This is a genomic window from Rhodococcus sp. 1168 (genome assembly GCF_002091955.1).
GTDB lineage: Bacteria > Actinomycetota > Actinomycetes > Mycobacteriales > Mycobacteriaceae > Rhodococcoides.
This window is the reverse complement of record NZ_MKKY01000018.1, coordinates 1-13,427: the sequence shown is the minus strand read 5'-3', so window position 1 is coordinate 13,427 and position 13,427 is coordinate 1. Positions and strand designations below refer to the sequence as shown.

Genomic DNA, 13,427 nt, shown 5'->3' with positions numbered 1-13,427 from the left:
AGCTACTGGCCCTGCGCTTTCGCGAGCTACTGGCCCTGCGCTTTCGCGATCAAGGCGTCCTCGGCGCGCACTTGGTCGAGGTTTACCACCCGAGTCGGCAGGACCGTCGAATACAACCAATCGGTGGCAACCCGAACTCGCGCCGCGGCGGTCGGCAACGCATACAAGTGATAGCTGCGGGCGACGAACTTTGCAACCGGCCCCTTCAGCGGAATCCCCAAAGGCTTTGCAACACCGTCGAATCCGCCCAAATCTGCAACGAGTCCGAGATCCTTGTGGAAATACGGCTTCGATTCTCCGACGCCGAGGCTTGCCGCCACGTTCTTCGCAACCTGCACCCCCTGCCGCTGCGCATGTTGAGCGGTCGGCGGTGTCGGTTTCGACGCGTCCAACGCGAGATCGGGCACGGCAGCCGCGTCGCCGATAGCCCAGACGTTCGGCACTCCTGGAACTGTCATGTCGGGTTCCACGACGAGGCGACCCTTTTCGGTCGGCAAGTCCAGCTTGGCGATCAGCGGACTCGGTGCAACCCCGGCACCCCACACGAGAGTCCTCGAAGGCACGACTGTTCCGTCGGTCAACGTCACCGAGGTCGCAGTGGCCGAAGCTACCGACACCTCGAGCCGGATCTCGACCCCTCGTGCGGTCAAGACGTCCATCGCTTCCTTGCCGAGCTTCTCCCCCAGTTCCGGCAGGACCGCAGGCGCCAGGTCGACGAGAAGCCATTGCACATCACTCGGGTCGATACTCGCCCAACGGGCCGCTACCCCTTTGACCCAGTTCTGCATCTGCGCAACGAATTCCGTACCCGTGTACCCCGCGCCGACAGCTACGACGGTGAGCCGCTCGACCCGCTCTGCGCGACCGGCCGGAGTATCGGGCAGCGAATCGGCGACGTCGAGTTGCGCGAGGACGTGGTTGCGAATGAACGTTGCCTCACTCAATGTCTTGAGTCCGTGCGCATTCTCGGCGACACCCGGTATGTCGAACTGTCTGGTGACCGATCCCGGCGAGAGAATCAGCTTGTCCCACTCGATTTCGGTGATCCCATCCCTGCCCTCGACGCTCAGCGTGTGATCGCCGAAGTCGATCGAGGAGACATGACCGAGAACGGTGCGAGTGCGTCGCAACGTCTGTCTGATGGAGACGGCGATGTCACGCGGGTCCAGCACGCCCGTCGCGACCTCGGGGAGGAGTGGGCTGTAGAGGAGATAGTCGGTCGGTGCGACGAGCGTCAGGCTCACTCGTTCGGGTTCGAGAAGCTTCTGCAAACGCCGCAATGCGTGAAATCCACCGAACCCACCTCCGACGACGACAATCCTCGCGGGAGCCAGGGGCAGCGGCGTTTTCGTTCGGGAGCCACGACCGAATGTGCGCATGAACGACACCTTACTGCGGGTCAGAGGCGCGCGTCGGGAGACCGCGTCAGTTTCGGATCGGTGACGATGGATCCGGCAAGGGCGTCGTCGATCTTCCCCAACACCTCCGCGTCCAGGACTACTTCGGAGGCTTTGACGTTCTCCGCGATCTGTTCCGGCCGCGAGGCGCCGACCAGTGCCGCGGCCACGTTGTCGTTGGCCAGGACCCAGGCGACGGCGAGCTGGGCCATGGTGATGCCAAGGTCTGCGGCGATCGGCGCGAGTTTCTGCACCCGTGTGAGCGTCTCGTCTTCGAGGTAGCGGGAGATCATCTTGTCACCGCCCTTGTCGTCGGTCGCTCGCGAGCCCTCCGGCAGCGGCTGCCCAGGCAAGTACTTGCCGGTGAGCACGCCCTGCGCGATGGGTGACCAGACGATCTGCGAGATACCGAGCTTTTTCGACGTCGGGACCACGTCTTTCTCGATGACCCGCCACAACGCCGAGTACTGAGGTTGATTGGAGACGATGGAAAATCCGTTTTCTCTCGCCAGCGACTGACCTCGACGCAGCTGATCGGCGTCCCACTCCGAGACACCGATGTACAGCGCCTTGCCCTGGCGGACGATGTCGCCGAACGCGGCAATGGTCTCCTCCAGTGGGGTCTCGACGTCGTATCGATGCGCTTGGTAAAGGTCGACGTAGTCGGTGCTGAGCCTGCGCAACGACGCGTCGATGCCCTCGAAGATGTGCTTGCGTGACAATCCGGTGTCGTTGGGGCCTTTCGGTCCCACCGGGAAGTAGACCTTGGTGAAGATCTCGAGCGATTCCCGACGTACCCCTTTCAGAGCCTCCCCGAGTACCGATTCTGCAGCGCCGTTGGCGTAGACGTCGGCGGTGTCGAAGGTGGTGATGCCGGCGTCGAGAGCCGCGTACACGCACTTCGTGGCGACGTCGTTCTCCACTTGCGACCCGTGTGTCAGCCAGTTTCCGTAGGTGATCTCGGAAACCTTCAATCCACTGTTGCCCAGAAATCTGTATGCCATGAGAAAAACGCTACCCGCGAACCCGGATGCGTACAGGAAGAAGCGAGTTTGTGCAGAAGCCCCCGCGAGCTCGTATGGCTTCGATACCGTCAGGGGAGGGTGCACCGAGTGGAGATCACCGTGGAACTGGTTCGTGAACAGATCGCACAGTCGTGGAGTCGAGCGCGGCTCAGCGGCCTCGACCCGTCGGACACGTTGGAGGACTTCAGCGTCTCCGAGGTAGACCGACGCTCACGCTTGCTCTCCGCCGCCGACCCCGTCCTCGACCGTATGGACAGCGTCCTGCGCGGCAGTCGCTATTGCGTCATCCTCGCAGACCGCGACGCCAAGCTCGTCGACATCAGATTCGGTACCGACGCCGTCCGCACTCTCGTGGAGTCGACAGGCACGGTGGTGGGTCGGACTTTCACCGAGAACACCTCGGGCACCAATTCGATCGCGACGGTGCACGAGCTCAAAAAGCCGATCTCGGTGCGTGGCGACGAGCATTACATGGAATCGATGAAGATCTTCAGCTGCTATGGATATCCGATCGTCCACCCCATCACCCGCCGGATGGAGGGCGTACTCGACATCACCTTCCTCGAGCCGGACGACAATCCGTTGCTCGAGCCGATGCTCGGCAATGCCGTCTCGGATATCCAGGACCGACTGTTCGAGGAAACCCGGTGGAGCGAACAGCTACTCTTCGGAGCGTTCCAGCGCACCTCGGCACGCAGACGCGGCGCACCGGCCATCGCGATAGCCGACGAAATATTTCTGGAGAACACCAGCGCCGGGACGCTCCTCGATGCTGTCGATCACGCCGCCTTGCGGGCACTGACCGACGATCCGATGCACCGCCAAGGCGTCGTCCGATCGATGACGTTGAGTTCGGGGGTGCGAGCCGCGGTGCGATGGGAGCGTCCGGCTTCCGGTGCGGGCATCGTGATCGAGATCGATCCGCTGCGCGAAGGGTCGTGCATCAGACCGGCTGCACCGTTGATCCGCGCCGAGAAGAAGCGGGTGGCCACGGTGAGTGTCAGCGGCGAACCCGGCACCGGGCGAACCACGGTGTTGTCCGAGCTAGCCGGGGATGCGAAGTTCTTCGACGCTGTCGATCTCGTGACGAGTGATCCGCACGAATGGCTGACGCTCGTGGGTGCCACTCTCGCCGATCCGGCCGGTGCGGTGGTGATCGAGCATGTTCACCTGCTTCCGCCGACGATCGCGCGAAGTCTCTATGTGCAGCTCCAGAGCGCGACCGCGTGGTTTGCCCTGTCTTCGAGTTCCACGTCGGCGGTGTCCGCCGAGCACCGACAACTCCTCACCGCATGTAGTTCGACGATCGAACTGTCACCACTTCGAACACGTAAGCACGAGATCCCCGCCTTCGTGCGCACCTTCCTCGCGCAGGTGCCGGGTGGATCCGACCGTCGCATGACGGCAGCAGCGATGACTGCGCTGATGGGCTACGACTGGCCTGGCAATCTGGCCGAACTGCGGAGCGAGGTGACCGAGGTCGCCGCCACCCGTTCGGTCGGCGACATCACGGCGCGGGATCTGATCAGACCGAGATCGGGAGCTCCTGCCGCTCGTCTGGGCACCCTCGACGCCGCAATGCGCGAGGCGATCGTTCGCGAACTCGAACGCCACGGCGGTAACAAGCGAACCACCGCGGAGCAGCTGGGAATCAGCCGGACCACGCTCTACAAGCGAATGAAAGACCTGGGCATCGTGGGCTGAAAAAAGATGTCCAATATCTGAACACTCATCGCGTGTGATCCAGGTCACGATGGTTTACGAGCGCCATCAACCGGTAGGAGATTTTCGTGAAGATCAAAGCAGCCGTTCTGTTCGAGCCCCACAAGCCGTTCGAGATCATCGAACTCGACATGGACGGCCCCGGGCCCGGTGAGGTACTCATCAAGTATGTCGCCGCCGGGCTGTGCCATTCGGATCTGCACCTCCTCGACGGGGACCTACCCCCGCGTTTCCCGATCGTCGGTGGGCACGAAGGCTCCGGCATCATCGAAGAAGTCGGGCCCGGCGTCACCAAGGTCAAGCCAGGCGATCATGTCGTGTGCTCGTTCATCCCGAACTGCGGCACCTGCCGCTACTGTTCGACCGGCCGACAAAGCCTGTGCGATATGGGCGCGACCATTCTCGAAGGCAGCATGACCGATGGCACTTTCCGCCGTCGTGACAGCAAGGGCACCGAGTTCGGCGCCATGTGCATGCTCGGCACCTTCGCCGATCGCGCCACCATTTCCCAGCACTCGGTCGTCAAGGTCGACGACTGGCTGCCGTTGGAAATCGCAGTGCTCGTCGGCTGCGGCGTCCCCTCCGGTTGGGGAACCGCCGTCTACGCCGGCGGAGTCCGAGCGGGTGATTCGGTCATCATCTACGGCATCGGTGGCCTCGGCATCAACGCCGTGCAAGGCGCCGTCCACTCCGGCGCGAAGCACGTCATCGTCGTCGACCCACTCGAATTCAAACGCAATCAAGCACTGAAATTCGGTGCCACACATGCTTTCGCAGACTATGCATCAGCTCAGGAGAAGCTCACCGAGCTCACCTGGGGACAGGGTGCCGATCAAGCGCTGATCCTCGTCGGAACCGTCGACGAAGAGGTCGTCCAGGCTGCGACCGCCGCGATCGGTAAGGGCGGAACCGTCGTCATCACCGGTCTTGCCGATCCTGCGGCCCTGACCGTGCATGTGTCGGGTACCGATCTGACGCTCAACCAGAAGACGATCAAGGGCACTTTGTTCGGGTCGGCGAACCCGCAGTACGACATCGTTCGATTACTGCGCCTCTACGACGCAGGGCAGCTGAAACTGGACGAGTTGATCACCACGACGTACAGCCTCGAGCAGGTCAACGAGGGATACCAGGACCTACGCGACGGCAAGAATATGCGAGGTGTCATCCACTTCTAGGCACCCGAAGCACGTGAGCGGAAATACCTCCCCCAGGACGTATTTCCGCTTCCGTGCGTCAGTACCCGGATGAAAGTTCACATGTATTTGCGTAACTCCATCTTCGCGATGGACATCTTGTGCACCTCGTCGGGACCGTCGGCGAGTCGCAGCGTCCGAATATGGGCGTACATCATGGCCAGCGGGAAGTCGTCGCTAACGCCGCCACCGCCGTGGACCTGGATGGCGCGGTCGATGATCTTCAGAGCCATCTCGGGCGCAGCAACCTTGATGGCTGCGATCTCGGTACGCGCTTGCTTGTTGCCGACCGTGTCCATCAAGTATGCGGCCTTCAAAGTCAGAAGTCGCGTCATCTCGATATCGATGCGCGCCTCGGCTATCCAGTCCTGAATGTTGGCTCGCGTCGCAATCGGCTTTCCGAACGTGACTCGCGATACTGCACGGCGACAAAGCAATTCGAGAGCCCGCTCAGCTACGCCGATGGTACGCATCGCATGGTGGATGCGACCGGGTCCGAGACGCGCCTGACTGATCGCGAAACCTTCACCCGGGCCTTTCAGTACGTCCTTCGACGGCACTCGAACATTCTCGAAGAGCACCTCGGCATGACCTTCTCGGTCGATGTAGCCGAAGACCGGGAGATTGCGGACTACCGTGACTCCGGGAGCATCGATCGGGACGACCAACATCGACTGCTGACGGTGGGTGGCCGCGCTCGGATCGGTCTTGCCCATAACGATGAGCACCTTGCAGTTCTTGTGCATCGCGTTGGACGTCCACCACTTGCGGCCGTTGAGGACGTAGTCGTCACCGTCTTCCACCATGCTCATCTCGATGTTGGTGGCATCGGAACTGGCAACTGCAGGCTCGGTCATAGCGAATGCGGATCGAATTGTGCCGTCCAGCAAGGGCTTCAGGTACTTTTCCTTGTGCTCTTCGGTTCCGAAAAGCGTGAGCACCTCCATGTTTCCGGTGTCGGGGGCGTTGCAGTTGCATGCCTCCGGTGCAAGCAGACTTCGACCCATGATCTCGGCGAGCGGTGCATATTCGAGGTTGGTGAGCCCTGGCCCCCATTCGGGGTGCGGGTGGAAGAGATTCCAGAGACCCCGTGACCTGGCTTCCTTCTTGAGGTCCTCGATGATCTGGGGTTGACCGTGCGGATCGCCGAGTTCTCGCATCTGTTCGCTGTACACGGCCTCGGCCGGGTAGATATGCGAGTCCATGAACTCGAGCAGGTCGGTTTCGTACTTCTTGGCCCGGTCGGTTGTTTCGAAGAACGACACGTGTTTCCCCTCAGTTGTTTTCGCCCATGAGGGCGGTTTGGTAGCGACGCATTCCGCGAAGCCACCGGTCGTAATCGGATCCTTTGTTGCGGTACATATCCAGCACGGTGGCGTGCGGGAGAATCAGGAATTGTTCGGCGTCCATCGCCGCGAGCACGACCTCGGCGACATCGGCCGGCTCGAGGACGTCGCCGGCAGCCAACACTGCTTTGGTCGCGGCGGAACCCAATGCACTTCCGGACTCCTGCCCCTCGTACAGCAGCTTGGTATTGACGCCCATTGGGCACAGGCAGCTGACTCTGATACCACGATCGCCGTACGTGATGTTGAGCCACTCCGAGAAGCCTACGGCCGCATGCTTGGTGACCGAGTATGTGGCAGAACCGATTTGAGTAAGCAACCCTGCAGCGGAGGCAGTACTGACGAAGTATCCCTCACCGCGTTCGATCCACTTGGGCACCAGCAGCTGCGCAGCTCTGATGTGCGCACGAAGATTGACGTCGATGGATAGATTCCAGTCGGCCTCGCTGGCATCCAATCCCGGCGCGCCACCGATCCCGGCGTTCGCGAAATAGAGGTCTACCGGTCCGAAAGTATCCTCGGCAAGCGCAATGAGTGCAGTGATGTCCTCGACTACGGACGCGTCCCCGCCGAGGGATACCGCCGCTCCAGGGTTTGTCTGCTCGATTCGGGAGACAACCTCCGAAGCAGCCGTTGCGTCCAGATCGGACACGACCACGCGGGCACCCCCGGCGACCATTCGCTCGGCAAGCGCTCCACCGATTCCTCCGCCACCACCGGTAACGATCGCGACCTTTCCTGCAACCTTCATCACCCAGGTATAGCACGCCCCCCGTCGCACATTGCCGCTCGAAGGAATAGCGGCCACGTCCTACCGGTTGGACCGCTACGTGACCCAACCCGCAGTGAGCAACCTCGACCCAGACCTAGACGCAGCAGGACTCTTCACCCCCATCGAGGTGAAGTCGTTGAAGATGCGCAATCGTTTCGCAATGGCACCGATGACTCGCGCATTCTCTCCAGGCGGAGTGCCCCGCGAAAACGTCGCCGAGTACTACCGCAAGCGCGCCGCCGGGGGAACCTCGCTGATCATCACCGAGGGCACACTGATTCCCGACCCGGCCGCGGGCCCGGACTCCCGAGTCCCCCGCATCCACGGCGACGAAAGCCTCGAGGGCTGGAAGGGCGTCGTCGACGCAGTACACGCCGAGGGCAGCGCGATCATTCCTCAGCTATGGCATCTCGGTGTCGAACGAGGCGCCACGCCGAGGTTCAACCCCGATGTCGTCACCGTCAGCCCGTCGGGAATCGCTCTCGACGGCTCGCCGGTCGGCCGAGCGTTCACCGACGCCGATCTGGAAGAGCAGAAGCAATACTGGGTCGATGCCGCAGTCAACGCAAAGAAGACCGGATTCGACGGCGTCGAACTACACGGTGCACACGGATATCTGCTCGATGAGTTCCTGTGGGAGCAGACCAACACTCGCGAAGACGGATACGGCGGTTCACTGGAGGCCCGTACCCGATTCCCTGCCGAGGTGGTCGCAGCCATTCGCGCTGCCGTCGGACCGGAGTTTGCGATCGTCTACCGCTTCTCGCAGTGGAAATCGGGCCACTACGACGCCCGCCTGGCCCAGACTCCGCAGCAACTCGAAGGCATCCTCGCTCCGCTGGTCCACGCGGGTGTCGATGTCCTGCACCCCTCGACGCGACGTCACTGGGAGCCCGCCTTCCCTGAGCTTTCCGGAGTGGAAGGTGAACGTGGACTTGCCGGTTGGACGAAGTCGATCACCGGATTGCCGACCATCACGGTCGGTTCGGTCGGCCTCGACCAGGTATTCACCGGTGCGTGGGGCAAAAATTCCACCGCAGCAACAACCAGTCTCGACCCACTGCTCGCGCAGTTCGAGCGTGGAGAGTTCGACATCGTCGCCGTCGGCAGGGCATTGCTGTCCGACCCCGAATGGGTGAACAAGGTTCAGCAGGGACGTCTCGACGACCGCATCCCGTTCGCCCGGGAACACATCACCTCGCTGAACTGAGTCAGTCGACAGCGCCTGCCGTGGGAATGACCGCGCACACCGGATGCGGCATCTCGCGGCGGATTCTGACAGAATCTCGTGGGTGATGACGCAACGAGCACGCCGCATGATCGACGTGGTGGCGAAGCGACTCGGACGCAGTATCACCGCCCTCGACGACGAGGTTCGCGACTTCGATTCGGCCCATCCGTGGTTTCTGAGCGCCGAGGAACGCGACAATCCCGATACCCGGATCGCGGCGTGGACCGAGGGCAATAGTGTCACGTCGCTGGTGCATGGGAAGAAGTACTTCGCGCGGCTCGCTGAGGCCTTGTCCGAAGCGGGGCGTGACGACCTGGTCTTCTTCACCGATTGGCGCGGCGATCCGGATCAGCTTCTCACCGACGACGGCGAAACAGTAGACGATGCACTGTCGGGCGTCGCCGAGCGCGGCGGAGTCGTCAAAGGCATGGTGTGGCGCTCGCACATCGAGACTCTCGGGTTCGCGGGACGTAAGAACCGTAAGCTCGCCGAGCGACTGGAAGAGTCGGGCGGCGAGGTCGTCCTCGACCAACGAGTTCTGATGTTGGGAAGCCACCATCAGAAGTTCGTCGTCATTCGCTACGTCGACAAAGACCGCGAGGACGTCGCGTTCGTCGGGGGCATCGATCTCGCACGCGCCCGCCGGGACGACGCCGATCACTTCGGCGACCCGGTCAGTCGGCCCTTCCCCCCGGAGTACGGCGAGACTCCCGCGTGGCACGACATGCAGGTACAGCTCGAGGGCCCCGCAGTCCGCGACGTCGAGGATGTGTTTCGAGAACGCTGGGAGGACCCCGCTGCGTTGTCGCGTCTCCCCTGGCATGCACTTCCGGACATTCTTCGGGGAGTGACGCGCGAGCCTTCGGAGCTCCCGGAGTCACCGGCCGGACCCGAGCCGCTGGGCTCGTGCTCGGTGCAGCTACTCCGAACGTACCCGCGCCGTCGACCGGCATATCCATTCGCCACCAAGGGTGAGCGCAGCGCCGCTCGCGCGTATGCGAAAGCCCTTCGCCGCGCTCGCCAGCTGGTGTACGTGGAAGATCAGTACTTGTGGTCCGTCGACGTCGCGCGCGTCTTCGCCGCTGCCCTACGGCGTTCACCCGACCTTCGGCTCGTCATCGTCGTACCGAAACATCTCGACGACGACAGCGCGATCACCATCCCGTCGGCGCTGCTCGGTCACTCGGCGGCGCTCGATGTCATTCGTGACGCGGGTGGCGAGAGAGTGCTGGTGCTGGATATCGAAAACGACCGCGGCATACCGGTGTACGTGCATTCCAAGGTCTGCATCATCGACGACGTGTGGGCGGCCGTCGGTTCGGACAACTTCAATCGCCGCTCGTGGACGCACGATTCGGAGTTGACGGCCGCGATCGTCGACGAAGATATCGATCGACGAGATCCGGTCGATCCGGGTGGTCAAGGCGATCATGCCCGGGTATTCGCACGTTCACTACGCCTCGAGTTGATGCGTGAGCACCTCGATCGTGCGCCTGGGGACGACTCGGATCTTCTCGATCCCGGCTCGTTTTTCGACGTTGTCCGTGCGAGTGCCGATCGTCTCGATGCCTGGCATCGCGCACCGGGGGCGACGCCACGGCCGGCAGGAAGGTTGCGCGCACACAACATCGACGTGCCACCGGAATGGCAGCAACGACTCGCATCGTTGGCATACAGGTTGTTCGTCGATCCGGACGGTCGCCCTTTCGGGATGCGGCTGCGAAAGCAGTTCTGACAAGAAGCACGAAATATGCTTCGAGGTCAATGCGCCGTCATCGGGCGGCAATGGTGTGCCCCGCCGAATTGACGGCCCGAACTACAGCATTGAGCGTTGCGGTCAAGACAGAGCGATCGACTCCCGCAACCCAGCCAGACCCATCGACCGTGCGATATTCCACCATGGTGAGGGCGTCACTGTCGTTGCCGGCACGCACGCTGGTCTGTGTCAGGCTGAGGATCTCGATGTGACGATTGTGAACGGTCAACGCCTCGATGAGCGCCTCGACCGGACCGACGCCTTCGTGCGTGCTGTTGCTCTGCTGCCCTTCGATCTCCAACGTGACACGCGTTGTTGTCCGCTCATGCTCATCGTGCGAATCGAAGCTGATCAAGGCGACGTCTGCGGCGTCCTTTCCGCCGACATAGACCTCGTGAAAGATCCGCCAGAGCTGGTCGGCTGAGAGTTCAGTGCCATCCAGGTCCGTCCGGCGCTGCACGTGCCTGGCGAGGTCGATCTGGAGTCGCCGAGGGAGTTCGACGCCGAAGCCAGTTTCGAGGAGGTAGGCAATCCCTCCTTTGCCCGATTGCGAGTTCACTCGGATGACGGCATCGTAAGAACGTCCTATATCGGCGGGGTCGATAGGCAGGTAAGGCACACGCCACTCGACGGCGGTGGCCGGCAGGCTCTCCTTCGCTGCCCGGGCATGATGCTCAACGAATCCCTTCTTGATTGCGTCTTGGTGCGTGCCACTGAACGCGGTGTGAACCAGGTCGCCGACGTAGGGATGTCGCGGGTGCATCTCGAGCTGATTGCAGTACTCGACGGTGCGGCGAATCTCGTCGATATCTGAGAAGTCGATCATCGGATCGATACCCTGAGCGTGCAAGTTGAGTGCGAGAGTAGCGATATCGACGTTCCCGGTGCGCTCGCCGTTGCCAAAGATGCAACCCTCGACCCGCTGCGCACCGGCAAGCACGGCAAGTTCTGCACAGGCAATTCCGGTGCCGCGATCGTTATGCGGGTGCACAGACAAAATCACACAATCGCGGCGTGCAATGTTGTGGTGCATGTATTCGATCTGGTCGGCATACACGTTCGGTGTGGCCACCTCGACAGTTGCCGGAAGATTTAAGATGACGGGCCGCTGCCGCGTCGCGTCCCACAGCGTGGTGACGGCATCGCACACGTCGAGGACGTAATCAGGCTCGGTCAGGTTGAAGACTTCGGGCGAGAACTCGAACCGCACATTCGCTAGATCGCCGGCCAATTCGAGGACGTCGGTGGCACCTGCGAGAATCAGCGCTCGGACATTGTCCGAATCCCGACCGAGCACTACATCGCGCCATATCGGCGCAGTGGCCGTATACATGTGCACTACGACGTCGTTGGTAATCCCACGTATGGACTCGATTGTCCGCTCGATGAGGTCGCGACGTGCGGGGGTGAACACCACGATGGTGACATCGTCGGGTGCGAGATCCGTGTGCGCGAGGACTCGCACGAAGTCGAAATCGGTCTGCGAAGCGGACGGGTACCCGACCTCGATCTCTTTGTAACCCATCGCAACCATCAGTTCGAAAAACCGCTTTTTACGTGCAGGATCCATGGGTTCTGGAAGTGCCTGGTTGCCGTCACGTAGATCCACCGGCACCCACAAGGGCGCCTCGGTCAACTTTCGGTCGGGCCAAGTGCGCTCGGCGAGGGGGACGTCGACCTTGTCGAACACGTTGCGATAACGGTGCGACGGCATCTGAGATCGACGTTGTCGGTTCCAAGCAGGCGCATCGGAGGAAACGGGACCGGCCGGGGTAGCAATGATCGGAAATACGGGCATCGAGGATGCACACCTTCTCGTCGACGGTTCGAGTGTAGGCAAGCTGGCTTCGAGCCCCATTGGAGGGCTCCTGCTTTGTCAGCCCCGCCATAGCCGCTGAGGGCCTTGGCCACGAGCTGCCTGCACCTGGGCAACCTACCACAACTCCTCAGACAAGCTGAGGAGTATTGTCACGGTGGTGAACGAAGTGCATCGAGTATCGCTGGCAGACCAAGCGGCCGAACTGCTGCTCGCCCGAATACGGTCGGGTGAGTGGCCGATAGGTGCCAAGTTGCCTGGTGAGACCACTTTGGCCCCTCAGCTCGGCGTCGGCCGGTCCACGATGCGCGAAGCAATCCGGCAACTCGCTGGCCGTGGAGTACTGGTAACTCGCCAGGGGTCTGGGGTCTTCGTCAGCGCTGTCGATGACGCCGGCGAGGATTGGGACCTGATCCTCCGACGGGCGCACATCAACGCAGTTCTGGAAGCCCGCCTCGCTATCGAAGGGGAAGCGGCTGAACTTGCGGCAACGCGACGAACACCCGCAGATCTCGACGCGATCAGTAGAGCGCTCAGTCGACGCTTCGAGCAGCGTTCTCAGATTCCTGAACTGGTCGATTCGGACATGACTTTCCATCGGAGCATCGTTGCTGCTTCGCACAACGAAGTCCTACTAGGCCTTTTCGACCACATGGTTCCTCGGCTTCGGAACGCGATGGTCGAAATGCTGCAGCTTGCAGGCGAGTTCGGCGACGACACTGACCACGACGCGCACGCGAAGGTCGTCGAGGCGATAACCGCGCGTGACGCGCACAGGGCACGGTCGCTTACTCGTGCCCACTTACAGGAATTGTCGAACGCCCTGGGAACCAGCGAGTCCTGAATTCTCGCTGGTTACGCTGAAGCGAATCTTCCTCGCCTCACTGGCCACATCGATCCACTTCCGGCCGAGAGGCTATACGGCATATTCGAAACCCACAGGAACGACCCAAGCCGCTTTTGCGGGATCGAACCCAGGAGCGCACCGCCGGGCGAATCGGACTAGCGCCTACGCGACCGTCTCGAAGCATGAGACCGTCGGGAGATGGAGAGTGCGTGGCAGCAAACCATGGCGGTGACGACCAGATGGTGAAAAAGACACTCTTAGAATCAAAGGGTCAGCGCAACAATGCAGTTGAAGGAGGGTGTGGGTGTCGAAGATCGGC

At 62.0% G+C, this 13,427-nt stretch carries 10 protein-coding genes; 5 read left to right on the top strand and 5 right to left on the bottom strand.

The annotated features are described in order from the left end of the window. Window positions 1-26 precede the first annotated feature (26 nt). Both BJI47_RS00710 and BJI47_RS00705 read right to left on the bottom strand, forming a co-directional pair. Window positions 27-1,379, bottom strand: coding sequence for an NAD(P)/FAD-dependent oxidoreductase (locus tag BJI47_RS00710; RefSeq protein ID WP_088941965.1), 1,353 nt, complete (start codon window positions 1,377-1,379; stop codon window positions 27-29). 20 nt (window positions 1,380-1,399) lie between these two features. Continuing rightward, window positions 1,400-2,401 (bottom strand): aldo/keto reductase family protein, encoded by a 1,002-nt coding sequence (locus tag BJI47_RS00705; protein ID WP_088941905.1) that lies wholly within the window; start codon window positions 2,399-2,401, stop codon window positions 1,400-1,402. A gap of 108 nt (window positions 2,402-2,509) precedes the next feature. Here BJI47_RS00705 and BJI47_RS00700 point away from each other — a divergent pair, with 108 nt between their 5' ends. Beyond that, window positions 2,510-4,126, top strand: a complete 1,617-nt coding sequence (locus tag BJI47_RS00700; protein WP_254900317.1) for a helix-turn-helix domain-containing protein — start codon at window positions 2,510-2,512, stop codon at window positions 4,124-4,126. A gap of 86 nt (window positions 4,127-4,212) precedes the next feature. Next, on the top strand, window positions 4,213-5,322 hold the full coding sequence (locus BJI47_RS00695) for an NDMA-dependent alcohol dehydrogenase (RefSeq protein ID WP_088941904.1): 1,110 nt from the start codon (window positions 4,213-4,215) through the stop codon (window positions 5,320-5,322). Window positions 5,323-5,399: 77 nt separating this feature from the next. Here the strand turns inward: BJI47_RS00695 and BJI47_RS00690 are convergent, their stop codons facing one another. Continuing rightward, on the bottom strand, window positions 5,400-6,605 hold the full coding sequence (locus tag BJI47_RS00690) for an acyl-CoA dehydrogenase family protein (protein WP_088941903.1): 1,206 nt from the start codon (window positions 6,603-6,605) through the stop codon (window positions 5,400-5,402). A 10-nt stretch (window positions 6,606-6,615) separates the two neighbouring features. Beyond that, on the bottom strand, window positions 6,616-7,437 hold the full coding sequence (locus tag BJI47_RS00685; protein ID WP_088941963.1) for an SDR family oxidoreductase: 822 nt from the start codon (window positions 7,435-7,437) through the stop codon (window positions 6,616-6,618). Between the two features lie 79 nt (window positions 7,438-7,516). Between BJI47_RS00685 and BJI47_RS00680 the strand changes: the two genes are divergently transcribed. Beyond that, complete coding sequence (locus tag BJI47_RS00680) at window positions 7,517-8,668, top strand: NADH:flavin oxidoreductase (protein WP_254900316.1); 1,152 nt, start codon at window positions 7,517-7,519, stop codon at window positions 8,666-8,668. A gap of 85 nt (window positions 8,669-8,753) precedes the next feature. Continuing rightward, on the top strand, window positions 8,754-10,424 hold the full coding sequence (locus BJI47_RS00675) for a phospholipase D family protein (RefSeq protein WP_088941961.1): 1,671 nt from the start codon (window positions 8,754-8,756) through the stop codon (window positions 10,422-10,424). A 37-nt stretch (window positions 10,425-10,461) separates the two neighbouring features. Here the strand turns inward: BJI47_RS00675 and BJI47_RS00670 are convergent, their stop codons facing one another. Further along, window positions 10,462-12,243 (bottom strand): 2-isopropylmalate synthase, encoded by a 1,782-nt coding sequence (locus BJI47_RS00670; RefSeq protein WP_088941902.1) that lies wholly within the window; start codon window positions 12,241-12,243, stop codon window positions 10,462-10,464. Between the two features lie 175 nt (window positions 12,244-12,418). Between BJI47_RS00670 and BJI47_RS00665 the strand changes: the two genes are divergently transcribed. Next, entirely contained in the window at window positions 12,419-13,105 is a 687-nt protein-coding gene (locus BJI47_RS00665; RefSeq protein WP_217808488.1) for a FadR/GntR family transcriptional regulator, read from the top strand. The last annotated feature ends 322 nt before the right edge of the window (window positions 13,106-13,427 follow it).